General features: G+C 50.6%; 19 protein-coding genes. 7 read left to right on the top strand and 12 right to left on the bottom strand.

Going from position 1 to position 25,567, the window contains the following annotated elements; all coding sequences use genetic code 11:
• Positions 1–6: 6 nt before the first annotated feature.
• A complete protein-coding gene (locus tag ACO0LL_RS27840) occupies positions 7–1,170 on the bottom strand; it encodes a serine hydrolase domain-containing protein (RefSeq protein ID WP_422954074.1) in 1,164 nt (387 codons plus the stop codon).
• 197 nt (positions 1,171–1,367) lie between these two features.
• Here ACO0LL_RS27840 and ACO0LL_RS27845 point away from each other — a divergent pair, with 197 nt between their 5' ends.
• Positions 1,368–2,387, top strand: a complete 1,020-nt coding sequence (locus ACO0LL_RS27845) for a hypothetical protein (protein ID WP_422954075.1) — start codon at positions 1,368–1,370, stop codon at positions 2,385–2,387.
• 99 nt (positions 2,388–2,486) lie between these two features.
• Here the strand turns inward: ACO0LL_RS27845 and ACO0LL_RS27850 are convergent, their stop codons facing one another.
• Positions 2,487–3,128 (bottom strand): FMN-dependent NADH-azoreductase, encoded by a 642-nt coding sequence (locus ACO0LL_RS27850; protein ID WP_422954076.1) that lies wholly within the window; start codon positions 3,126–3,128, stop codon positions 2,487–2,489.
• 113 nt (positions 3,129–3,241) lie between these two features.
• Between ACO0LL_RS27850 and ACO0LL_RS27855 the strand changes: the two genes are divergently transcribed.
• A complete protein-coding gene (locus ACO0LL_RS27855; protein WP_422954077.1) occupies positions 3,242–4,156 on the top strand; it encodes a LysR family transcriptional regulator in 915 nt (304 codons plus the stop codon).
• 321 nt (positions 4,157–4,477) lie between these two features.
• On the top strand, positions 4,478–7,384 hold the full coding sequence (locus tag ACO0LL_RS27860; RefSeq protein WP_422954078.1) for a ligand-binding sensor domain-containing protein: 2,907 nt from the start codon (positions 4,478–4,480) through the stop codon (positions 7,382–7,384).
• 63 nt (positions 7,385–7,447) lie between these two features.
• On the opposite strand, the gene ACO0LL_RS27865 is transcribed toward ACO0LL_RS27860, so the two are convergent.
• Both ACO0LL_RS27865 and ACO0LL_RS27870 read right to left on the bottom strand, forming a co-directional pair.
• Positions 7,448–8,062 (bottom strand): ester cyclase, encoded by a 615-nt coding sequence (locus ACO0LL_RS27865; RefSeq protein WP_422954079.1) that lies wholly within the window; start codon positions 8,060–8,062, stop codon positions 7,448–7,450.
• Between the two features lie 375 nt (positions 8,063–8,437).
• Positions 8,438–9,334 (bottom strand): LysR family transcriptional regulator, encoded by an 897-nt coding sequence (locus ACO0LL_RS27870; RefSeq protein ID WP_422954080.1) that lies wholly within the window; start codon positions 9,332–9,334, stop codon positions 8,438–8,440.
• Positions 9,335–9,470: 136 nt separating this feature from the next.
• Between ACO0LL_RS27870 and ACO0LL_RS27875 the strand changes: the two genes are divergently transcribed.
• The gene (locus tag ACO0LL_RS27875) at positions 9,471–9,686 is read left to right on the top strand and encodes a hypothetical protein (protein WP_422954081.1); all 216 of its coding nucleotides are present in this window, start codon (positions 9,471–9,473) and stop codon (positions 9,684–9,686) included.
• A 302-nt stretch (positions 9,687–9,988) separates the two neighbouring features.
• Here ACO0LL_RS27875 and ACO0LL_RS27880 read toward each other — a convergent pair whose 3' ends face one another.
• From ACO0LL_RS27880 to ACO0LL_RS27910, 7 genes are all read right to left on the bottom strand, one after another.
• On the bottom strand, positions 9,989–14,224 hold the full coding sequence (locus ACO0LL_RS27880) for a hypothetical protein (protein ID WP_422954082.1): 4,236 nt from the start codon (positions 14,222–14,224) through the stop codon (positions 9,989–9,991).
• A 530-nt stretch (positions 14,225–14,754) separates the two neighbouring features.
• Positions 14,755–15,747 (bottom strand): hypothetical protein, encoded by a 993-nt coding sequence (locus tag ACO0LL_RS27885; RefSeq protein ID WP_422954083.1) that lies wholly within the window; start codon positions 15,745–15,747, stop codon positions 14,755–14,757.
• A 221-nt stretch (positions 15,748–15,968) separates the two neighbouring features.
• Entirely contained in the window at positions 15,969–16,295 is a 327-nt protein-coding gene (locus tag ACO0LL_RS27890) for a hypothetical protein (RefSeq protein ID WP_422954084.1), read from the bottom strand.
• A gap of 60 nt (positions 16,296–16,355) precedes the next feature.
• The gene (locus ACO0LL_RS27895; protein WP_422954085.1) at positions 16,356–16,673 is read right to left on the bottom strand and encodes a hypothetical protein; all 318 of its coding nucleotides are present in this window, start codon (positions 16,671–16,673) and stop codon (positions 16,356–16,358) included.
• Positions 16,674–16,696: 23 nt separating this feature from the next.
• On the bottom strand, positions 16,697–16,960 hold the full coding sequence (locus ACO0LL_RS27900) for a hypothetical protein (RefSeq protein WP_422954086.1): 264 nt from the start codon (positions 16,958–16,960) through the stop codon (positions 16,697–16,699).
• Positions 16,961–17,250: 290 nt separating this feature from the next.
• Positions 17,251–18,066 (bottom strand): GSU2403 family nucleotidyltransferase fold protein, encoded by an 816-nt coding sequence (locus ACO0LL_RS27905; protein ID WP_422954087.1) that lies wholly within the window; start codon positions 18,064–18,066, stop codon positions 17,251–17,253.
• Positions 18,067–18,070: 4 nt separating this feature from the next.
• The gene (locus ACO0LL_RS27910; RefSeq protein WP_422954088.1) at positions 18,071–19,216 is read right to left on the bottom strand and encodes a hypothetical protein; all 1,146 of its coding nucleotides are present in this window, start codon (positions 19,214–19,216) and stop codon (positions 18,071–18,073) included.
• Between the two features lie 874 nt (positions 19,217–20,090).
• On the opposite strand from ACO0LL_RS27910, the gene ACO0LL_RS27915 reads away from it, so the two are divergent.
• The 3 genes from ACO0LL_RS27915 to ACO0LL_RS27925 all read left to right on the top strand — a co-directional run bounded on the left by ACO0LL_RS27915 (position 20,091) and on the right by ACO0LL_RS27925 (position 25,242).
• Positions 20,091–22,382, top strand: a complete 2,292-nt coding sequence (locus tag ACO0LL_RS27915) for a pre-peptidase C-terminal domain-containing protein (protein WP_422954089.1) — start codon at positions 20,091–20,093, stop codon at positions 22,380–22,382.
• A 344-nt stretch (positions 22,383–22,726) separates the two neighbouring features.
• Positions 22,727–24,403, top strand: coding sequence for an AAA family ATPase (locus ACO0LL_RS27920; RefSeq protein WP_422954090.1), 1,677 nt, complete (start codon positions 22,727–22,729; stop codon positions 24,401–24,403).
• Complete coding sequence (locus tag ACO0LL_RS27925; RefSeq protein WP_422954091.1) at positions 24,400–25,242, top strand: HNH endonuclease; 843 nt, start codon at positions 24,400–24,402, stop codon at positions 25,240–25,242. Before ACO0LL_RS27920 ends, ACO0LL_RS27925 begins: the two co-directional genes overlap by 4 nt.
• Here ACO0LL_RS27925 and ACO0LL_RS27930 read toward each other — a convergent pair.
• Positions 25,233–25,553: a hypothetical protein gene (locus ACO0LL_RS27930; protein WP_422954092.1), complete on the bottom strand. Its 321-nt coding sequence runs from the start codon at positions 25,551–25,553 to the stop codon at positions 25,233–25,235. The two genes, ACO0LL_RS27925 and ACO0LL_RS27930, sit on opposite strands and share 10 nt — an antisense overlap.
• Positions 25,554–25,567 lie beyond the last annotated feature (14 nt).

The following is a 25,567-nucleotide window of genomic DNA, read 5'->3' on the forward strand; positions in this document are numbered from 1 at the left end:
CGCACCCTACTTTCCTGACATACTCTCCAGCACAGCCGCAATGCGCCCCGCCAGCGGTTGCTGACCTGGCTCATAATTCGACAGCACGACCACGGTATAGCCCGCATCGAGATACATGTCGAGCTTGCTATACACCCCGGTGAACTGCCCGCTATGTCCCACGACTTTGCCCAGCTTGCCCGCACTTAATTCGAAGCAGTATCCATAGCTGCCCTTGTCTGCACGGCCTGCGGTCTGGTCTTGCCAGAACAGCTGGCGTGTCGCTGGTTTGAGCAGTTTGCCTGCCTGCAGTGCATCGGCAAAACGCAGCAGGTCATGCGTGGTCGAATAAGCCAGGCCATACGGCCCGCCGCGCAATGGTATGAGGACAGTGTTTTCTTTTCTGCCTGCCATCGCAGCTTGCTTGCCCAGATAACCGGTGGCGAGATTTTCTGCTCCCTCATCCCTGACATAATTATCTGTACTGTTCATGCCTGCTGCCAGGAACACATGCTGGCGTACATAGTCATAATAATTTTGTCCCGAGACTTTTTCTATGATGACACCAAGTAAAAACGTACCCATATTGCTGTACAAATAATTGCTGCCGGGTGCAAACTCCAGCCTCGCATCACGTGTGAATGGCTTGTAGTCATCCAGGTTTCGCAACGCGACCATCTGCATATACGGGCCGTTGAGAAACTTGCTATTGAAAAGATCGCCCAGGCCCGATGTGTGCGACAGCAACTGGCCTATGGTGATTTTTTTCGCCACTTCAGGCGACAACCAACTGGCATCCACATAGTTGCTGACCGTGTCTGCATACGACAAACGCCCCGCCTCTGCCAACTGACCTATACCCACTGCCGTAAACATCTTGCCGACCGAGGCGACATTAAACCTGGTGTCTATCGTATTGGCCACATGGTAGCGCTTGCTGGCTTCACCACAGGCGGCCTCGCTGATGATCTTGCCAGCTTTTGCGACCACATAGGCACCAGAGAATTCATCCTTGCTGCAGGCGGTGTTGAATATGGTTTGCAGTTTGTCTTTCAGTTCAGCTTCAACTGCGGGCGACAAGACTGTATTTTTATCAGGCATTGCAGCCGTAGTAGCGGTATTGGTTTGCGCAGCTGTAAGGGATGTCAGAAACAAACTCAATATGGCGGGCAGTGCATGGCTGGTGCGCATTCGTTTCCTTATCGGGTGTATGGATGAGAGGCTGGCAAAATTTATTGGTCGCTATTGATAGCGTTGTGGATTTTATATGAGTATGCCCTTAAAATGAACAGCACCACCTTACTTTTCTTTCGCTCATGCACGCATTAGACAGATACAGAAACACCCGCGACCACTGGGGCGAATTGGCACCAGATTTCAGTCAAACCATGAACACGGAAGATTTGGCGATCGATCTCAATGCAAAGCAAAGATACGCTACCCTGCTTGCAATACAATATGATTTTCAAGAAATTGACAAAGAACTGATTCGCTATCTGTTTGCACAAGAAATAGATTCTCTCATTAATGACGACACCAGCGGCACCACTTACTCGCTATGGCTGGGTGCCTATTTGCTGGCAAGTTACCGGGACCCACTTGATATTCCCTCGTTCTATAAAGCAAAGAATATAGACATGGATACACACGGTGGATTTGACACTGAATTCATGTATTGGGCGCTAAAAACAGAAACACACGACTACGTACGCACTCACTTCCCTGATCTGTATAAAAAAATCCAGGACGATACAGAATCAGAAGAATTTTATGAGTGTCTGGATAGCTGGTGGGCAAATCGCTGCTCGGAGCATCCTGCCCACCCTGCTGATGAAAATGACTATGCCCTTTATGAACGTCACTTATATTTTGGTGACCTGAAGCAAGCGCGCAAGCATATAGATAACTGGGCAAGAGACCGCAGAGATGAACGTGAAGTTTCAGTCACGCTAGAGTATGCATATAAGGCACTGGGTGCATATCGGGAAGTCATCAAAATTCTTGAAGTAAATCTGAGTCAGGCAAAAACAGACCGAGACAAAATCATTATCATCAGTGATTTGTTACAGATGTATGCTGCACTCAATTCACCGCCTGAAGCCTTTGCTTATTTCGCGCAGGCAGATGCAGAATTATCGACTTTTCAAAACTGGAAGAGCGTGGGGTTAGGCAAAATGTTGGTTCACGCCGCCTTCGAGTATGCCGCTCTGTGTGATGACGACCAGATAGCAGTGTCTTCATGCGGATTCGCCTTGTCCTGGTGCCAGGAACTGACTTCTCATCATTATACTTTGCTCGTCGCTGGCGAGAAGGCAACAAGACGGTGCCAGCTTATTTCTCTCGCTGAAGATTTCAGACACAAGGCCGAAACAGAACGTCAACGCATAGATGCTTTATTCCGGAAGTGAAGAACTATTGCTGCATCTGATAAGGCCCGCTCCTGTGAGAAGCTTTAAGACGTCATGCGGCGCATTACAATGCGCCCTACGTCAGGGTAATGACGTGCTCTACTCGTTGTTCGCCTGCACACCCGCTGCATGTCTGATATCTGCCTCGAGCTTACCCACAAAGTCATCCATCGTCTCCTCCCCCAGGTCCACCCTCTTGGCACCGCCACCCGCAACAAAAGTCACGTCAGTGATGCCGATGACACCAAGAATGAGGCGCAGGTATTGTGTAGCGATGTCGCGTTCACGTATTGGTGAGCCCTCGGTATAGACGCCGCCAGAGGCGATCAGCACGGTGGCTTTTTTTCCGTGGACGAGGCCGCTGCCATCAAAGCCCAAGGTCAGGCCTTTGCGCACGATGTGGTCTATCCATGCCTTCAATAGCGCGGGCACATTGTAGTTATAAACCGGTGTCGCGATAACGATGTGGTCTGCGGCCAGCAGCTCTGCGACCAATTCGTCGGACAAACTCAATGCATCCGCCATGGCGGCACTATGCTGGGCGGGTGGTGTGAAGTAGGCTTGCAGCCAGGCGGCGTTGGTGAACTGTAGGCCGGTTTGCATTAAATCGCGTTCGACGACTTTGCCATTGGCATGCGCGCTGCGCCATTCCTGCACAAAGCGGCGTGTCATATTGCGTGAGACAGATGCATCGCCGCGCGGGCTGGTTTCAATGACCAGGAGTTTTGTTGGTTGTGTCATGAGATATCTCCTTGAAAAAGGAACTCACTATATCGCTGCAGCGGCTTCTTCAATAGAGATTAAATTATGATAAAGTCCATCATAATTTATGATACACAACAAGGAGAAGCATCTTGATAGGTAGCTTGACACTGGACCAGTTACGGGTACTCGTCACCATCGCCGACACTGGCAGCTTCTCTGCCACAGGCCGCAAGCTGGGGCGTGTGCAGTCAGCCATCAGCCAGAGCATTTCGACGCTGGAGGACGTGCAGGGTGTGGCCTTGTTTGACCGCAGCGGCCACAAACCCCGCATGACAGAAGCCGGGCGTGTGCTGGTAGAACAGGCGCGCCATGTATTGGCCAGCGCTGCCCGTTTTGAAGCAATGGCGGCAGGCACGCGCGCAGGCCTGGAACCCGAACTGGTCATCGCGATAGACCCGCTGGTGCCCAGCGCACCGCTGATAGATAGTTTATCGATGCTGAGCAAGACCTACCCTCATCTGCCAGTCAGTTTTTCGACCGAGGGGCTGGGCGGTTCGCTGAGGCGCTTGCGCAGCGATGCTGCTGCGATTGCGATTTGCCTGCTGCTGCCAACCGTGCCTGACGATATTGCCGCTTACCCCTTGCTGCGCATAGACATGCAGGCCGTGGTGGCGGCCAGCCACCCGCTGGCAGCACTGGCAAAAATGGCAACGCAGGGCCGCCCGGTGACACAGGCTGATCTTGAGCCCCATGTGCAACTCGTGCTGTCCGACCCGGTCGCACCTGAGAGTGACAACTATGGCGTCGCCAGCGCCAGGCTCTGGCGCTTTGTCGATCTTGGCCGTCGCCTCGATTTCTTGCTCGGCGGTTTTGGCTGGTGCCGCATGCCGCTACACCTGGTTGCCGGGCACATCAACAGCGGCGAACTGGTCGCCCTGCAAATCGAGAACGACCCCACCCCCAAAGAAGGCCTGACGATTTATGCCGCCCATAAACGCAGCCGCACGCCCGGGCCTGCGGGGCGCTGGTTGCTGGATGATCTCAAGAACCGTTTGCAGTCTTGACGTTTTTAACAGGCTCGCGCATGCCAATAGAGATGCGCAAGTCCATGCTTGCTTCATCAAAAACTACTGATCCATGTAGCTTGTTTACTCTTTTTGTGACATGCTTCCGCCCCGCTGAGAAAATTTCCTGACCATGGAAAATCGGTAGCTTTCATACCGGCAACTCTATGACATTTGCGTGACCAAAAATTTCGCTTGCATGTCAAATCGCACCAGATAGTCAAAAAAATGACGCCTAGTCAAGTTTAAGGAGTTGCGAAATTGTATTGCTACACAGGTCAATTTTTACCTCGTTTTGCCCGTTGCAAGATATTGAAGTTGATGGTCGTATCGAAGTTGATGTTCGTGCTATTCATATTAATGCTGGTGACATGGGTAACACCGGCCAGCTCGCAACAGATACCGCTGCGCTACTACACCCAGCTTGATGGCCTCAGCAATCTGTCTGTCAGCGCGATGGCGAGCGATGGTGATGGTTATATCTGGGTCGGTACAGAGAATGGGCTGTTTCGTTACAACGGCACTGAATTCCGCCGCTACGCCAAAGCAGAGGGCTTGCCCGAACCCTTCGTTACTGCTCTGCATGTAGATGCGCAACAGCGGCTCTGGGTAGGCAATAGTGACGGCCTTTACCTTAAAAAGGGCGAGCGCTTTGAACCCATACTCCACAATGGCAAAAAACTGCCAATTTCTCCAGGCCAGAAATTCAATACATCGCCAGACGGCACTCTGTTTTTCATCAGCCAGCAACGCCTGTATGCACTGAATTTGCCACTGAAGATGGCCCAGGGCCAGCCGCAATTGCAAGTACTTTTCCCCACGCAGCAAAGCTTCTCACAACAAGCGCCAGATACCCTGTTGAGTGTTCATCGTGAAAAAAACGGTGATTTCTGGCTGGGTTGCGGTTCATCGATCTGTCAATACTCAGGCAAACAAATTCATGTCTGGGATGCAGCGCAAGGTGTGCCTGGCGACCAGTGGCTAAGTTTTCACCGCGACAACAGCGGGCAACTCTGGGCCAGAGGTGAGCAGCATATTGTGGTTCTGCAGCCCAGCGAAAAACAATTCACCGACAGAACGCCACCAGGCGACATCCTGCATAAAAAAGGACTGGTCACCTGGATATCTGCCGATGCAGAAGGACGCATACTCAGCAATGCCAACCAGTCACTGATACGCTGGAACAAAGACCATTGGGAAAATTTTGACCGGAAGAATGGCCTGAAAATAGCAGGCGGCCTGACTGCCCTGCTATATGACAAAGATGGTGGCATGTGGCTGGGTTCACGCGGGCTGGGCCTGGTCAAATGGCTGGGTTCTGGCAATTGGGAAAGCTGGACCATGGCGCAAGGCATGCCTGACGATGTTGCCCTTTCCATGGTCAGGGACAAGGACGGGGTTTTGCATATAGGTACACGCTCTGGTCCGGCACAACTGCGTCCGGGCCAGCGTCAGTTCAACAACGTCACCGAGAAACAGCAAACACTGAACCATCAATGGTCAGGCATGGTGGTCGATCAGTCTGGTACGGTGTGGGGCGGCACTTATTCAGGGCATTTGATGCGCTACGATGCAAAGACCAGGCTCTATGCGCAAGTAGCAAGCCTGCCGCAGATTATCCGCATGCTGCCCGATAGTCAGGGAAATATCTGGCTGGCCACCACAGACGGGCTGTTTGTGTTCGACAGCAAGGCCAGCAAGATCAATGTCATGCGCCCTGCCGGGCTAGACAGTTTGCAGATGCCCAAAACCGAGAATTTTCGTGATCTGTGCCTGAGCCCAAATGGCCATGTCTGGTTCATTGCGCGCAATCAGCTGCTGCGTTTTGATGGCAGGAACTGGGCTAATTTCCCGGTCAGTTTCAATGGCCTGCCGCCCAATATGTCTTCCATTACCTGCACTGCAGAGAATGACTTGTGGCTGGGCACGCACCAGGCGGGCTTATTGCGTGCCAGTGTCAGCAATGGCGTCTTGCAGTTACGGCAGCAAGAATCACCGGTGCTCAAAGAAAAAGTCATTTTCTCTTTGCTTGAAGACAGCCGTGGCTGGCTGTGGGCAGGTACCGATGCCGGTATCGCGGTCTGGAATAAAAAACAGTGGCGGCTATTCAATCAAAGCAATGGTTTCGTCTGGAATGAAACCAATGGTCACAGCTTTTATGAAGACAGCGATGCCGCCATGTGGGTGGCTACCAGCAATGGCATCTCACACATACTCAAACCTGAGAATCTGTTCAAAGAACACGAACTCAATACCCTGATAGAAAGCATCCACAGAGATGGCGCCAGCTACACCAGCGATAAACCGCTGGCGCTGGCCTGGTCACCCCAACCGCTGGAACTGGTGCTGGCCAGCCTTAATTTCAGAAACCGCAGCGCGCTGGAATTTCATTACCGCCTCAGTGGCCTGGAAGAAAACTGGTCAAGTTCAACGACACCCAAAGTGCGCTACACCGCGCTTGAACCAGGCAACTATCGCTTTGAATACTTTGTCAGCAATGCCGATGCCCAGCAAACCTCGGCGATCAAATCGCTGGAACTGCGCATACAGCCGCCGTGGTGGAGAACCATCTGGTTTTACATCTTGATCGCTGCAGCCCTGATGCTGCTGGTTTTTATCCTCCACCGCTATCGCCTGCGCAAGCTGACCGAGCTACAGGCACGCACCGAAGCCATCGTCAAAGAACGCACGCGTGAGCTGGAAATATCCCGCGAACAACTCAAGGTACGCGCCTTGCGCGATGGCCTGACATCTGCCTGGAACCGTTCTGCCATGATGGAAATGCTGGACATGGAAATCGGCAAGGCACAACGCCAGCAAACGCCCTTGCTATTGGCCCTGCTGGATCTAGATCACTTCAAACGCATCAACGACACTTACGGCCACCCTGCTGGCGACGCCGTATTGATCGAGGTGGTGCGCCGCCTGAATGCCACAGTGCGCCAGTCTGACGCCGTTGGCCGCTACGGTGGCGAAGAATTCCTGATTATCATCCCCGGACTAGACGTCAACCATGGTAAAGGCCTCATCGAAAGATTACTGAAATCAATTCGCGAAAAAGAGATCGCCATCAGCGACCAGCAATCCATCGCCGTCACCAGCAGTTTTGGTGTCATCGCCTTTGATCCACACAACCCGATGACCGCCGCTGAATTGATCTCGCATGCCGACCAGGCTTTGTACCGGTCCAAGCAGCAAGGCAGAAACCGAGTTGAGTATGTAGGCTGAGAGTAAAAAAAATGAGTGGCAGGTACGATTGGCCTAGCGTAATCGCACCTGCTGTAGAAGGTTTTAATTCGTGGCCGCTGCCTGCCCAAACTTTAACTGCGTCAACAGGCTTGCCGTATCGGCGTGCAGCCAATAGTCTTTTACTTTACCGCCTTCGATGCGGAGTATGTCTGTACCTGTGAATTTCAGCGGTGTCCCTACGGCTGCACCTGTGCCGGGTATGCCACCACCATAGTTGCCCGTTGCCTCCCAGCGCAGCACTGCAAAATTGCCATCGACAATGGGGCCGACTTGTACCGTGAAGCGCAGGTTTTTGAACAGCGCATGGCTTTGCGCGACCCAGGCTGCAAGTCCGGCGGGGCCACTAATTGCAGTGTCAGGGCGGCCATCGAGCAGAGTGGCATGCAAAGCAAAATCGGGCGCGATGATGGACTTTGCCAAATCCAGATCGCCATTCCACAGCAAAATCCATTGATTAGTCAGTCCCTGATGTGCTGTGGTCACGCGGGTTTGGTGCGTTGGCGTGATTGCAGCAGGGGCAGATGCCTTTGTCTCAGCGGTCGCACCAAAAGCCGCAGTCAGGCTCGTGCCCAGCAATGCAATTGCGGCGGCCATCTGCATGGTTTTACGGGTATATTTTCCAAATGAGTTTCTGGATGAGTTGCTAGTTGTGTTCATGAAAAGCTCCTGAAATAAGTTCAATGTATTAAAAAAATTAATAGGTGATTGCGTCAGTCATCGCCGGTCTGTTGAAATACTTTTGCTTCGGTTGGCAAAATCCCTGATGAGGCCTTGCCGTTTGCAGCCGTATTGCGATGAAAGAAGTATGGGCGAATGCCTGGGTAAAAGAAATTGCAGAAAGCCGACTAGCGGCTATGCATTAATGCATAGCCATATGGGATATGCCAAATGAAGATGAATGGGAAGATTGATAGTTTGTAGCCTATTCCGGCGACCAGCTATTTTTACTACATGGTCTTGCATTTGTTTTGCAACAGGAGTGCCAGGTCATGTGCCTGGTTTTAAACTCCCTCAAGCATGAAAAAATGCGCTTCAAGCATGCTTCTTGACATAGTCCTTCAAACCCGCAGTGAGCGCAGCAAATGTCACGGCACAACGCGGGCTTTCGCGCAGATCTTCGTGCATGGCGACCCATATATCCAGGTTGACCGAGAACTGTGTTTTTAAAACGCGGACCAGGTCTTTGTCCCTGGCAGCCAGCACAGAATGGCAAACCCCTATGCCATAACCAGCGCGGATTGCCGCCAATTGCGCCAGATCACTGTCGGTACGCAAGGCAAATGACGAGGGTTCAAGCGTGGGGAATTTGGACTTCAATTTACGCAGGAAGGCATTTTCCTGGTCAAAACCAATGATGGTATGGCGCGATAACTCATCCATAGTTTTTGGCATGCCAAAATCAGCCAGGTAGCTTTGGTGGGCAAAAAACCCAATTTCAATTGCACCGGCACGCTTAGCGATCAAGGCATCTTGCTCTGGATTGACCATGCGCACGGCGATGTCTGCCTCTCTGTGCAAGAGATCATCGACACGGTTGGACAGCACCAGCTCTATCATCAGTTCAGGATGTTGCCGCCGCAATGCCGTCAAAATAGGTGGCAGCACTTCTACACAGGTGACTTCACTGGCTGTTACCCGCACCGTGCCGCGCACACCTGATCCATGGCTGCTGGCAACCCTGCGCAATGCTGCAGCGGTAGCCGCAACATCGGCGGCATAGGGTTTGAGCTCCAGCGCCGCCTCCGTTGGCGCGAAGCCGTCAAACGTGCGCGTGAACAGTTTTAAATTCAGCGCCTTCTCCAGGCTGTCTATATGGCGGCCAACAGTAGGCTGCGTCATGCCCATCGCCCGCCCTGCTGCCGACAGCGAACCGGTATCGATGACCATCAAGAAGGTGCGGTACCACTCCCAGTTCGGCTCAGCGTTCATGGCATATACATTTATTTATAGCGACCATGCGATTCTAGGCAATTTTCATTTAACTGGCAATACTGCACACTGGCATCTATTGCAGTAAAACTGTGCCAGTTAATACTAATGCAGCATTGATGAAAGAGCCCATACCATGAATATCGCCACCCATTTAGCTCAGCTATTTTCCAACCACGCAGAGTGCGCAATCGCCTTACGCCCCAGGCAACTGGCGATATCGGTTTTTGGGCTGGCCGTGCTGGTACTTGAATTTTGGTTGAAGGTGCCTGTGAAACCAGTGCTGGATACTTATTTGCAGAAACTGCTTGCCTGCATCGCCCCAACAACATCCTCGCAGGCTGCGTTATAAGGTAGCCGACAAAAAAGCCCCATCAACGAATTGACGGGGCTTTGAATACCGTTTTGAACGCTACATCAACGGCAAGATGATCTATGAGACCTAAGGACTCACCGCGCTCTTGATCGCAATCGCCGTCACTGCCCAGCGAAGTAGGGTGCGTCTTGACGCACCACTTTTCGGTCAAAAATTTCAATGTGCACGCGCATAAGGGTGCGTCGAGACGCACCCTACAAAAAAGCCCCATCAACGTGTCGATGGGGCTTTGAACACCGTTTTGAACGCTACATCAACGGCAAGATGATCTAAGAAGCCTACGGACTCACCGCGCTCTTGATCGCAATCGCTGTCACTGCCCAGCCCAGCCAGCCATTTGGCTGCGCGACGCTCCATGCCATGGCGGATGATCCTAACGCCGTCACTGGCGCATGCTGCGTGCCAAAGGTCAGGGTATTGGGGTTGGTATAGCTGAGCGCGCCCATGCCATAGGTAGGGACTATGCTTTGCGCATAATCGCCGCCATACACACCAAATACCAAGGAGTTCGACTGCAAGGTAGTCTTGGTGGCGCTGGCTGAGGTGCTGATATTGCTGGCGGTGACAGGGTTGCCATCAAATATCGTCGGAGCAAAATTCGATATTTCATAAGCTGCCATCACCACGCCTTGCGCTGCGCCGCCATTGGCATTGATGGTGAACGAAGTGCCGCCGGTTTTTGCAACTGCATAGAACCACCCGGCACAAGAAGACTTGCAGGCATCGGTTTTATACCAGATGTAGTTGCCTGCGTTTTTGTTGTCGGTAACGGTAAAGTTATAGGTATTGCCCTGGTTACTGGCCATCGCCACCAGGATCAGATTACCTGCCTTGACCGGATTGGCAAAGCTGATAGCCGCAGGCCTGGTGTCGCCATCTGCATAGGCCGGAGCAGCCGTTTGCACGATCACGGCAGATGCCGGAGCCTGCACGGCACCCGGCAAGCCCTTGATGGCAATGACCATTTCTGACCAGCCTGTCCATCCTTTGGGCTGTGTCACTTTCCACGATACCGGGGTGCTACCCACTGTCGCTGCCGTGGCAATCTGCGTACCGTAAGTCAGGGTATTGGCATAAGCAGCATTGAATGCGCCTGCTGCATTGCCAGGAGTGATGACCTGATCTGGGTCACCACCATAGACGCTGAGTACCAGTGAATTAGCCGAGACAGTCTGCTTGCCCGCACTTGCCGTGGCACTAGTATTACCAGTGCCGCCAATGCCATTAGCAATAACTGGCTTGCCATCAAATATCGCAGGGTCAAAATTGCTGACTTCAATCGCCGACATGACCAGCGATTGCGCCGCACCACCAGTGGCACTGATCGTGAAACTGCTACCACCCTTTTGCGCGACCAGGTAGAACCAGCCAGCACAGGTGTTCTGGCAGGCATCGGTCTGGTACCAGGTGTAATTGCCCGCGTTCTTGTTATCTGACAGAGTAAAGTTATACGTGTGGCCCTGGGTGGATGCCATGGAAACCAGGATCAGATTGCCAGCCTTGACAGGATTGGGGAAGCTGATCGTGACCGGGCGGGTCGAACCATCAGCAAACACCGGGGCTGCAGTCTGCACGATTTGCGGCGGAGTGATTGGCGCTGGTACCAGGCCAGTCACTGCATCTGAAACAGCAGTAGCAGAACCTGCACTGTTCTTTGCGGTGACTGTGCAAGTCAGCGCCTGCCCTACATCTGCCGTGCTGACGATATAGTTGGCGGCAGTGGCACCAGAGATTTGGGTAGTGCCGCGCTTCCAGCGATAGGCATAGCTCGTTGGTGCATTGCTCCAGGTGCCTGTTGAACAAGCCAGTGCGCTACCGACGAAAGGCGTGCCGGAAATGGCAGGCGCTATGGAATTGACCGGGGCCTGCACAATGCCGAGGTTAGCGCTGCAACTTGCCGTCGTGCCGCCGTTGGAACCGGCGCAAGTCCAGGTCCATGGGCCTGTGCCTTTCAATAAAGACGCGACACCAGCACTGCACAAACCTGTCGTCGGCGCGCTGCTGAAGCTTGCGCCGTCAGCACTGCCACAACTGCCATTGACGGGCACAGCAACACTTGCCACCGTAACTGAATTGCTCATGACCGAGACAGCGCCCTTGGCATTGCTCGCGGTAACACGCCATGCAATGACCTTGCCCGCATCTGTGCTGGCTGGCGTAAAGCTGTTGCTGTTACTACCTGCAACATCGGCACCATTGACTATCAATTGATATTGATAGTTCGTCGGGCTATTGATCCAGGTGCCTGTACTTACACTCAGGCTGCTACCGACCTGCGGCGTCCCCTGAATAGTTGGTGCAACGCTCACCGCTGGCAAGCCGGTATCGCTGGCAGTACCTGACTGATAGGCCCCCACATCCATGGCCTGCGGGTTGCGGGCTTTGAGATCATAGTCGTTGGTCACCAGAGAGGTCACTGCTGTCGCTATCGAACCCGCACCACGCGCGGCGCTGTTGGTTTGCAAATGAAAGTCAGCACCCGCCTGCACAAACAGCGGGATAGCCATGATCGCGGTGCTATCCAGACCAGGGCTGCCAGAGCCGTTGAACCACAGGTTGCGCGCAAACGTGCCTGCGCTGGCCTGCACGCCATTCGAGCCTGAGTTATACGGCGTGCCAGTGGCAACATAGAAGATATTGTTTTCAACATCCATCGCGCCTTTGGGCAAGTTCCAGTCATTCGTCAATGCACCATAATTGCTGTTGCCAGCGGTGTTGGTGTTGTAGAAGGTGTTGTTATATATTTTTGCGCCAGCGATGTCGGTCGTGTTAAAACGCACTGCCGCATACTGGATGTTATAGACAACGTTGTTCCATACCTTGACATTGCCCGCCGTACCATCGGCCAGGTTGATGCCATGCTTGCGCACATCGTGGATCAGATTGTGGTGGACATTGATATTGCCTATGGGCGTGCCAGAAGAACTGTAACTCTGCACACCGTTGCCGCCAAAGATATTGCCCACTTCGTTATAGGCCACCTCGTAAGAGCCGGTGCCATCAAAATAAAAGCCATGGTTTTGCAAAAAGCTGCTGCCATCGTCCGGCCCGCAATACACATCATGCACATGGTTGCCCAGCACCACGACGCCATTGCCGCTACCTGTGACACCCGCGCCCTTGGCATTGACATTGTGCACAGCCGTATAGGCAGTCAACTCGTTATTGACCACACGCCAGTTGGCACCCTTGTATTTATTCAGTTCATACCCTGCCTGCACGCTGATCATGCCATCGCCACGGCCTGACTCTATCTTCAGATTGGTGACGGTGATGCCGGCACCGCAGCCTATCTCCTGGCGTGCACTGTCGGCAGAAGTAATCACGCCGCCGGAGGCATTGTCCTTGCTGCTGGCGAGTGCCTGCGACAATTGCGTGGTTTCTGCCGGAAAGCCCATCAGCGTGATCGGCCCGCTTTGCACCGCGCCTGTTGCCGGCGTGCCGGATTTGTTTTGCGCCCGCAAGAAATAATTGTCACCGGCCTGGTGCACATCAGTCCACACGCCGCCACGCATGACAATAAAATCACCCGGCAGGACGATGCCCCATACACCAGCGGTCGCCACAGGCTGCAAGCCGCCTGCAATCGTGCAGCCGACATTGATGTCATTGGAATTATTGCTGACTACCAGTTGAACGTGCCGGTAAGGGTGGTTGATGTCATCCGCTTGCCCAGTGCTGTCATTGCCATCGAGGCTGACAAAATAGATTTTGCCGGGGTTGATTTTAAAGCTCAGTTGATTCGCGTCTGTCGCGACATTGCCATTAATGACCACCTTGACAGGCAGGTCACTGCCATTGGCCGCGCTACCGAGTGCGCCTATCTGTGCCGTGATCTGCTGTATGTCTGCCCTGCCGCGTGAGACACCGATGGAACGGTAATTATCTACCTCGATATTATCGAGATACACCTTGGCATTGGTGCCAGCCCCTGTCGTGCCAAAGTTCTGGCCAAAGACCGACAGGTAAATACCCTTGTTATTTTCGCCGCCAGTAGTGGGGCCAGAGGTGATGTCGGTATAGAGCTGCTGCGGCAGGGATCCAACTGCGCCACCAGAAGAAAAAATCGCCGTCACATATTGGGTATCCGCTGTTTTGGTAAAAGTGCAGTCTGCCGTGCCGCTGCAACCCGTGCTGGCAGCGGCTACACCCGGCCCCGCCCAACCAACAAAGCCACTGCCAGACGCATGCAGGGTCACGGTCGCATTCGTCGCAAACAACTGGCTGCAACTGCCAGTGTAGCCAAGCACGTCACTGGTACAGCTCACTGCGCCCGGGCTGCCCGCGACAGTAGTTACCGTGCCGTCACCGGCGACGCTGACATTCAGCAGTGAATTTGCATCACCTGATGACGCAATCGCATTCATCATCGCCTTCAGGCCAGAGCCAGCCGCCGCTGCCGTCCCACCGCCGCCGCCGGGCAGTGAATTACCACCACCCAGCACAACAAAGGCGCTGGCCGCAGTCGCCACAACGGCTGCCACCAGCAGCGTGAGATATTTTCTGGTTTTCATTTTTCTTCTTACCTTTCCGGGACGCAGCGACAGATCAAAGTCAAACAGCGGGGATGGGGGACAGATTGTCAGCAAGGCAGCCTGCCGGATAAATGCGGCAAGCTGATGATCATTTGGCAAACATTGATTCTAGGTAAGACATCCATGGTTTAGCAACCCATAGATATGAGAGGATTTGTATCTGGTGTATCAGGATGTAAGTGCGGGGAATATTGAGGCTCTGCCCAGAACTTGGCAATGCGCAGCAGCACGCAAACGACATCTGGTAGGGTGCGTCGAGACGCACCCTACTGACCGGGATTTGCGTATATTCCAGGGAACCCATTGCTGTGAAATAGTCGTCATGTAGGAGCGGCTTCAGCCGCGAACCGCTTAGCCGTATCGGCCATTCGCGGCTAAAGCCGCTCCTACAGGTAATACGTCATAAAAAGATAAAGCGATGCCATGCCGTGAAGTAGGGTGCGTCTCGACGCACCAGATCGTCAATATTCATAAAAGCAAAAAGGTGCGTCGAGACGCACCCTGTTTCACTATTTCTTTTCCGCCGGCATCTGATCCACCGCCTGCGTTATCGCGTCCTTGAAATTCAACTGGCCTTCCAGATAAGGCTCCCACACCTGGTCTATCAAATCCAGATATTCTGGCCAGGCTTTTTGATACAGGCCATTTTTCAATGCGTAGGGCTGGTAGTCCAGATTGGCGCTCTGCTTGAGTACATCCTGGGTCACTTTACCCACCGTATAAAATTGCAGCACATGCCATAAGTCAGACTCACCTTCTCTATGCGCAGCCTTCATCCTGTCATTGATGGTAGCGACCAGGGTATCAGTAACGGTGGTGTGCGAGGCCTCGTGATACAGCATTTCCAGCGCCGCCAGGCCCTGATAATCTGGCCTGCCGCTAGGCATGATGATCTGTTCATCGGTATAGGCGCCCTGCCTTGTTCCCGTCATCACGACGATATCACTGCGTATGGGCTTGGCCGGAAAAGCATGCACCATATACTTCTCTATGCGCGCCTGTATTTCCTTGCCATAGCTTGCATCCAGCTGTTTGGTCTGCCTGATCCAGTCCTGATTGCTTTTGTTCTGCGATGCCCAGATGCAGCGGGCATACACAGGAGCAACCCGGTTCAACACAGCAATGAGCGGTGCCGGAATAGCCAGGCCGCTGGCGTCACGACGCTGGTCATCCACACTCAGGCCACGCTTGATGCCTTGCATGGTCGCATCAAACAGCGGATCACGCTTGGCATAATCAGCCTTGTAAAAATCAACAGCCTCTTTCAGGATAGCGAATTCTGCCTCACCGGGTTTGTTATCCCAGGGCAGCTCTTGCAGTGATTTTTTTCTGACCGCCACATCCAGCAGAAAATGATGCAGGTTCATCAAAAACGCGCTGTGATACTCAAAACTGGCACGCTGCATGGGCAAACCCGGCTTGCCGTTTTCTGCACTGTGGGCGGTTGTCAGGAATGAACAGGCGAGGGAAAGAGAGAGGAATAACTTCAGAACAAGGCGCATAGTAATTCGATGGGAAAGGTAACAAACTGCTGACTTGGCTCAGGACTTGAACATACTTAAAGCATGCAAATTCCCCGGCGGTGATTCTAGCTTAATTTTGCTGGCCCCTGTATTTTTATGCAATACCAAATCCACAACATTAAGAATGGAATTCAATTTACCAGCATCATTGAAATATATTCGACAGAATTTTCATCAAAACAGAGAATTTTGCACGGCCGTTATTTGCCCATCCACTTCTTCAGAAAACGCTTTGTCAATGCCGCCCGCTCCTGCGGAGTACGCCCCTTTTGATTGGCACCAATCTCAGCAGCAGCGGCCATGTCACGCGCAGAATGGTAGGAATGCCTGTCCTTACCCATCTTCCATACATTGCTGACTTGCCGCTCCAGCACAGGCAAATGAGCGTCCAGCCCTGCTGGTGTTGCACTGACGAGTGCCACACGTTCAGTGCTACGCCAGCGACTGTGCCAGCGCTTCTTTTCTTCCTTCTCGCTTTGGCAAACACATTGGCCCCAGACAGGTTTTTTACGGCGGCTGTTACTCATGAGCTCATCTCACTCCTCAATTTTCTGATAGCTGGTTGCAGTAAGTCCGAATTACACACACTACCCGCCTGACTGTATAGTTCTGTAGCAATCAAGAAATCCACCATCACTCTTGATGGCGAACGATGCTATTTCTTGCAGCGTCCAGATCGCAGAATAATTATCATCGACAACTCCGGGCAAGATACTGATGAGCCTCAGCGCGAATGCACTGGCATCATTCACACCTTTGTTGGCACTAGTGGACTGTAACAGTGAAATCGAGAGTGAAGGACATGTGCCCGGCGCATCAGGGCAAGGCAAGGGTGGAACAAATGAGCACAGCGATAGCGGGGCTATCGCGAGTATTTGCAACGCAGGCATGATCGTCGCGCACATGGCAGGCACTCCGATTTTCACTGTTACAGTTCACTAATCTTGCGCATCTCAATTGCCAGCGATACGCCTGGCATGCCCTGGAGCGCCTCTGTGACGTTGGTTATGTTTTCAGGCTCATACTCAGTGAGCATGTCATCATAAAAATAAATAGTCAGGGTATAGTCTTCTCTATACGGGTATCGCCATGTCTGTTTTTCATACTCAATGGGACTCGCCATATGATCAACTACCTTATCAACAAACTGACGGTCTTGAGTACGAAGATGGACTATGATGGATTCTGCCATGGTGGGGTTTTACTGACTATGAGTACGCATGATTAACCTGTAGGCATGATTAGCGCAGCTTTGTCGTACAAATCGCGCGCATATTGCATCACTATTTCCAGAGCAGTTACTCCTCTTGCCCCAATTACTTTAATGCCTCTTTTTGACGTGAATGTATGTACTGCCTGTCCCGTGCGTATGATTGCGCTGCGCTAATCGTATCTACGCGGGCTATCGCGCCTAACAGAGACGTTATCTTCTTGGTGAATTTTTATTGTGTTGATTTAATATCTCACCCATTGGCATAAGGCCTACCTATCGAAAATTATGTCAAACGCTAGCTGACAGGTTTTTTGTACCTGTTCCGGTGCAAGTTTTCGATTCTGTGGAATTTGCGCTGCGGTTCGAATCATGTCATTGACGCCCGAAAACGTGTTTTCACTTAAGGATAGGATGTTATCACTCAGTTTCTTGCCTAATACAGGACTAATGGTGTCCTTCCATGATTCATGAAACTCCGTTAGCAGATCGCCGAAAAGTTCGATGGTATCGTATATGTAGAGCAGGTCTTGAGCTCGCTTTGTCGGAGAGCGATCTTTCTGGATCAGAAACTTCTGGACCATGAAGCAAAGTGGATTAGCGACTTGGATGTCGATTGTTGATGACAGCGGTATGCCATATTCGGGGCCCAGTGTGATCAACCACGGGGCGACAAGAAGGATATCCAAATGACGAATCTTTTGTGCCGAGATACCCGCCATCTTCATGGTCGCATCAGACACCCCGCTTCGTTTGATTCCACTTCCATTCAGCGGGGTCAAAAATTCAGCGTAGAATCCGCCGTCTTCGTCCCCCAAGGTGTAGTGAGCAACCGGTGGCCGGTGCTCTCCACGTAACTGCTCCATGAACCCATGCCGAATAAGGGCTTCCTTGATATCCCCTTCGATGGGTGCTCTGTTGGCAAATGCCAGGTCAGTATCACGAGTAAATATCGGCTGATATTCCGGCTTGTGCGCTCTTGGGTCGAATCGATGAAGCCGATGTGCCCATCCACCTATAAATACAAGATGTGCACGCCAAGGTAATAGTGCCTGAACAAGTTTTGCAATTGCATCCAGATCGTTCATGTCATTAACTCCCAATGATTGGGCGAAGGATATTTTCATAGATCAACTTAGCCTGCTCTTCACCACGCGATGGGTGATTGGCGACATCCAGCCAAACTTGAATGACATCTGAAACGAGTAAGCCATCTTGTTGTACTGCACCTCTAAAGACTGACTTTGGCGATAGCGCTTGTCGCACAATGAGGTCTGGCATCTCTGATTGAGAAGCTATTGCTAAGATTCTCCACTTTTTATCGTCAGGCCGTGGGAGCTTGGGCACATAAACATAAGGCAGAACACCGCTAACATGCCCCAATCCTAAAGCCTCAGCTGCGCCAAATAACGCCATACACGACTCATCCCGATTGCTTGTCAGAAGACTTCGAAGCTGCTTTTGTGCAGAGCCACGAATGAGGAAACGCATTGGCAATTCTGATACAGAACGTACCGTAGCTGACCGCCAACGGTTGAATAATTCTTGACGACGTACCAGAATCAGATATCGCGAGGTTTCAGCCAAATACCCTTCGGTGCGCAATCGTTGCAAAAACCTTGAGGCGCTCATGACCGATACGCCTGCAGCCTCAGCCAGTTCGGAACCACTTCGATATTTCTTTCTAGGCGCTTGCAGCAAATGGTCAGGTATTTCATTTGCCAATAACACTTTTAGCATCCACTGATTAAGATCAGAAAAAATGTTGGCAGGCTGCGTCTGAGGCGGGCCACCGTGCCATCGCAACTCTGTCGGCTCGGCATTGAGCTCTTCCAGCCCTTCTCCTCTAAAATATCTGAGTCCATCCCTGGAGACGAGACCAACCGCCACATTCGGCGCGTATTTTTCAACAAACGCCTCGATCTGCTTTGGCAGATAGAGAGAGGCACTATCCACATAGATCACCGCAAGAGCTTGTGCATTTTTCATATTGAGCGCATATGATTGTGCTTGCAGAATAGCTTGTGACAGCATCGGAATCACTCGATCAGGACGTCCTTCTGAAAGAGATTTGACTTCAATGACATAGCATTGCCTGCGCCGCCGTACAACTAAATCCGGGCGAATTGTTTCTGACTTTTCCTCACGCAAGACATTCCAGGCATAGGCATGGAATAAATCTGCTATAAGAGCCTCAGCATTCTTGTCCCGGCCCATGGGTGAGGAAGATGGAATCATGTCTTTCGCCTTTAATTTCTGCCATGTCCATTATAACTACCACGCCCATGTTGTCAATCACGTACATGTTATATATCACGTCCATGTTACATATCACGTCCATGTTATAAATAAAAAACCGCAACAAAACCAACGCACCGAGTACATCACCCACCCACAAATTTAGAGGCGAAATTCTAATTCTGCGTCTGTTTAGTTGATGTGATTCACGCAAAAAGCAATCCGTTAAAAAGCTGTATCACAACATCCATTTTTGCCTGCTTTTTTTACATAAGCGACGCCAAAAAATGCGCAAACCAGCACAGGAAATGGGGATGCATATGCGCTTTTTGCGACGGTTTTGTTGCAATTTCACAACCACTTTCTACTGCTCACACATTCCTTTTCAGTAATGAAAGTATATCTTTTCCTCTATGAAAATAAGTTTTCATAAATTTCAAGGTAAATGATTAAAAAAATTTGTCTATACATAAACACTTATTGCTTTTGACATATTGTTAAAGAATGTCAATAATTTGGCTCTGTTACAAAATGGCAAACTGGTATTGAATACTTCCAGTGCCTATAAAAAATTCGGCAGTGAATATCGTCTTGCGCGGCTTTTGCCAAGCGCAAGTGGTCTTACTATTGCCTGAAAGAATTGTTGTGTGGGGAAAATGATCAATTACCTGCATGGCAATATGGGACGAAGGGCGGGCCTCGCGCAGCTTGCCTGGTTGTCTCTGGATGTAGGGTAAAAGCGGTGCGGATACACCGCTTTTGTCTGTGCATCCACCCCTGTTTTGGGAAGAACTGGGGTGAGTACCTGGAAAGACCGACGCCGCCAACAAGCATCGGTCACATACTTCGTATCAAAAAAACAAGGAGAGAAGTAATGCGTATCAGCAGTAATCTACAACTACTCACTGGTGTTTCCATGGCTGTTGCCATGCTGTTCAACACGGCACAGGCTTCTGCAGAGCAATGGGCGCCAACAGCGACCAAAGCAACCAGGATACCAACAACGGTGTCATCCAAATCAGTGGCAACACTGATGCAGGCAGGCACGCCAACTCAAATATCGGTTGCACTCAAGCTGCGTAACAAGGCTGACCTCGATGCCATTACCACTGGCATCCTGAACGGCAAAAACGTGAAGACGATTTCGAATGCCGAATTCATGAGCCGCTTTGCACCGACCACAGCCCAGGTGCAATCCGTCGTGAATTACCTGAAGGCCAGCGGTTTCGTCAACGTCACAGTGTCTGACAACCGCTTGCTGGTGACTGCAGATGGTGCGGCAGCAACGGTAAAAACGGCGTTCAACACTGACCTGCAAACCTTTAGCATCGATGGCCGTACTGTGCATGCCAACACGACAGATGCACAGATCCCGCAATCGCTGTCTGACATCGTGCTGGCTGTGCATGGTCTGCAAAACGTGCACACCTACCGCACTCACCTGGTCAGGCCCAATGCCAATACACTGGCAAGCACCGGGCATAACCCTACCGAGTTCTCGGCGATCTATAACGCCAATGGTTTACCCAGCGCTGTGAATGCCACCATCGGCATTATCACGCAAGGCAGCATGACACAAACCATCAAGGACTTGAACACGTTCACAAGCAAAGCCGGTTACCCGACTGCGAATGTGGAAACCGTGACGATAGGTTCACCCAGCACGGATACTTCCGGTATCGGTGAATGGAATATGGATACGCAAGATGCGCTGGCAACTGCAGGTGGCACGATCAAAAAAATGGTGCTCTACACAGCCAACACACTGAACCTGACTGACATCACGGCAGCCTATAACCGCGCGGTCAGTGACAACGTGGCCAAGGTCATCAACGTGTCTTTGGGTATGTGTGAAAACGATGCGCAAAATGGTGGTATCACGGCCAGTAATGACCAGATATTCCAGACAGCGGTGGCACAGGGCCAGACTTTTGCAGTCTCGTCCGGCGACTCTGGTGCGTATGAATGCGGTGGCCCTGGTACATCACAAAGCTATCCATCGGCTTCACCTTATGTGATCTCGGTTGGTGGTACCTTGCTCAATACTTCTGGCACAACCTGGGTATCTGAATCGGTATGGTCTTGCACCACGGCGGCAAATTGCCAGGCATCTGCAAGCGGTGGCGCTGGTGGCGGGCCATCCCTGACAGAAGCAGCACCTAGCTGGCAAATCAGTTCCGGCGTTCTGGGTTCTGCAACCAAACGCGGCACGCCAGACATCTCGTTCAATGCTGACCCTGCCAGTGGTGCTTTGGTGATTGTCAATGGTTCCAACCAGCAGATCGGTGGTACCAGCCTGGCTGCACCTATCTTCACCGGCTTTTGGGCTCGTGTACAGTCGATGAACAACAACAGCCTGCCCTTCCCCGCTGCTGCGATCTATCAAAAAGCAGCCAGCACACCGGGCATGTTCCACGACGTGACAACTGGCAGCAATGGTGGTTATACCGCCAAGGCAGGCTGGGATTATGCCAGTGGTTTTGGTAGCCTGAACATGGCTAACTTTGCCGCCGCCATGGGTTCTACTCCGCCACCACCAAATGTACTGGTCAAAGATGTACCGATCACAGGCATCAACGTGGCAACAGGTGCCAACCTGGTATACACCTTTGCAGTGCCAGCCGGCGCCACCAACCTGAGCTTCAAAACCACAGGTGGCACAGGCGATGCTGATCTGTATGTACAAGTGGGTTCTGCTCCAACCACCACGACCTACCTGCAAAAATCTGATGGTTCTACCAGCACTGAAACCGTGACAATCGCATCACCAACAGCAGGCACATACTATGTCTTGCTGAATGGTTATACGACATCCAACGGTGTCAACCTGGTGGCAACTTACCAGACCGGCACACCAGGTAATGTATTGAACAATGGCGTACCAGTCACAGGCATCAGTCTGGCCTCTGGCGCATCATCGGTCTATACCTTCGTGGTACCTGCGGGCCGCCCAACAGTGACATTCAAAACCAGCGGTGGCTCTGGCGACGCTGACCTGTATGTCAAACTGGGCTCTGCACCAACGACCTCGTCTTACCTGCAAAAATCTGATGGTGCCAGCAACAACGAAAGCATCACCATCAATTCACCAGCAGGCGGCACTTACTATGTCCTGGTCAAGGCCTATAGCGCAATCAGCGGCCTGAGCCTGGTAGCAACAGACTAAGAAAGCTCTGATGTTGATTTAAAAGAGTAACGGCATTAAGGCCCCGGGGTAAAAACCGGGGCCTTATTTTTTTGCAGCTCTCTTAGATACGGCATCACAGCGTGGACAATCGTAGGACGCATTACAAAGCGCCCTTCATCACAGTCAAGTCTTCTTTCGCTTGTTACGGTAAGACAGATGCAGGAAAAATATGACTGCCAAGTCATGTCATAAAAACATGATAATAAAATAGGGCGTGCTAGAAAAATTTCTCAGATCGCCTGAGCATCTTACTCACAAAGCTCTTTTGTAATCGGTTATTCTTAGCGTATTTATTTTTCGAAAAACAACTTTTTTTCATTGATATGGATGAATTTCCTGAAAACCCGCACATTTATTTTAGTGTGAATAAACGTAGTGCCTTAAATATGAATCCCGGCACCATTGTAATTTGCACGCCATCAGACCGGTGGAACGATTTTGGTCATCAAACTATTTTTGACTTTGCTTTGATCGTTGGACCTGCCGAGGTAATTTGGAGTCGCCTTAGATTAGCGTTTTTAAAGCCACTAAACAAAGATGAAAGTGAATATGATTTGGTCAATGAAATTTTTTCCCACCGTGGTGCCGTAGATACTCTTTCGTTAGATAATTTTCCTCATTTTTTCACCATGCAGTTAAGTGCTGAGGCCTATAGTAACTTAAGCAAAGAGCTTGGAGAAAATACCGCTCGTAACATACTCACAAAACTAAACGATGTAGTTGTGGCCGAACATAGCGATGCTCAACAACCATGGCTGGAAACTGCATTAAAATCCAGTGCTTTCAATCGCTCTTTCCTGCGTACCCCAGAAGGATTTCTAGCGTATTTTGAAGGAAATGCAGCTCTCGCCGGACAAGTTTCGAAAATTGATTCGTCGCTCCCTCAAAAATTGAATTTTCATTTTCAGTTGGATGGTTTTTTAAATTCACATGAGTTTAGGTTTTCTTTTGATCCTTCCAGCCTTTTCCCCAAACGTATGGCAGCCATTATTGGCAAAAATGGAGTGGGAAAAAGTCGAGCATTGAACAATCTTGTACATGCCGTCTTAAGGCGCGATGAAAATATTACCGATGAAAACGGAAATTTTCCAAATATTTCAAAGATCATCGCCATTTGTACGCCTGGCGAAACTGAATCAACATTTCCACGCGCAGAAGATATTCACTCGGCCATAGAATATGTCCGATTGTCCGCGATCCCTGGTCAGAAAATGACATCATCTAACGAAACCCTACCTTTAGTCTTACAAAAATTGGCAAGGCGGGATATAGAAGAAAATAACAACAAGTTACATATCTTCCAGCGCTCAGTTGAGTCCATTCTTAATTTTGAGGACCTCTGGATTGTGCCACCTGCAGACTCTGCCAATAACGGAAATTTGGTTCAAATTGTGGGAAGTGTCAGGCTGCACGATCTAAGTTGGGGAAACGAAAAATCAATACTTGATTCAGCAATGAAACTGGATAGAAATGGTGTCTTGGTACACGGCATAAATGGTCGCTACTTTCCATTAAGCAGTGGTCAAATATCTTTCATTCGCCTAGCTGCACAATTATGCTTGCATATGAGCCCTGGCACACTTGTGCTAATTGATGAGCCAGAAACGCACCTTCACCCTCGCCTTGTGACGGAATTTGTCGTAATGCTAAATAGCATCCTAGAGCTTACCAATTCTATTGCGATCGTTGCTACACATTCTGCTTATTTCGTGAGAGAAGTGCCAACTACTCAGGTTCAAGTTATAAGGAAGACGGATGACGGCTTTGTCCAGATAGGCAATCCTCGTCTTAAGACTTTCGGTTCTGATATTGGGGCAATTTCAGACTTTATTTTTGATGACGAGGCAGCTAGCCGGATTATTAGAGATGTCGGTGCAAAAATTCATGAGGACGAATCTTTGCAAAACGATTGGGAAACCTCACATGGTCACGAAATATCGACTGAAGCCATCATGTATCTCAAAAGATCCCTGAAAGAAAATGGCGATATTGAAAAATGAAATATTTATCTCCTCCTACTTATGACGACTTACAAATTTTTCGAGCGCTATCAACTCACCCGCGTGCCAAGATTCATCCATTATTGGGTCAAAATTTAGGACCAATTGGGGCCGCCTATCAGCATTACAAAAACTCTGGAGGCAATCCCCATTTACTTCATTCACCATTATTGTTAGACGATGATCTCAAAGAGAACATGCAGAAAATTTATGAAAAGAAAATTGAAGTTTTAAAATATATTGATGAAATTCGAAACAAGCTTTCGCCAGATGTCTGCCCGATGTGCGGGAGTTATGGTAATGGACAAGTTGACCATATAATTCCGAAGACAATTTATCCAGAATTTTCTTTTTTTTCTCATAATTTGATCCCTGCTTGCAGTTGCAATCAGACTAAATCAACGAATTTCAAGGGTCCTAATGGGGAGAGACTTTTACATCCTTATTATGATATTGAGTTAAGAGATCGTATTTGCTACCTCGCTTTTTCAGGTAGTGTAGATACGCCAGATTTAGACGTGGAACGAGTACTTCCATATGCAAGCAACCAGCATGTCAAGTTTCACATCGAATCAGTCGTTAAAAAAAGCAACATTTTTAATTGGGCCAGCAAAGAATGGTCAAAGCTTCAGACCAGACCGAATCGCACGAGGCTTCAAAGGCAAAATGAATCAGTCAGCCGCTCAGATATCAAGAGTATGTTGGAAAGAGAATTTATCTCATATGACGAAGAATATGGCACACCAAACAATTGGAAATCCATGTTCTACTATGGCCTTGCCTTAAAAGAAGATTTTCATGAACATATTCGGAATTACGTGAACGCTGCTCAACCATAAATTTTGAGACGATCATCATTCATGCTCCACCGCTTAGATGGAACGATTAATGTAGTTAGATTGTGCAAAGATGATTGTTTCAGATACATGCCAGGAGGCTCACGGCGATTATGCGATGTTAATCCCACTTGCTTCTCTGAGGTTTCATTAACACTGGCAATATTTGTATTCGCGTTTCCTGCGTTAAGGTCATCCCAGCGCAGGCAGATATCTATCAGCGCATTAGCTCTTTTTAGATTACGGAGCGACTTGAAGGGAGCGCCATGCGCACCGTTTTCTGCACGCACATGTGCCATAAAAATGACGTGCACAACATAGCCACGCC

It is taken from the genome of Undibacterium sp. TC4M20W (assembly GCF_049340245.1).
Classification (GTDB): Bacteria; Pseudomonadota; Gammaproteobacteria; order Burkholderiales; family Burkholderiaceae_D; genus Undibacterium.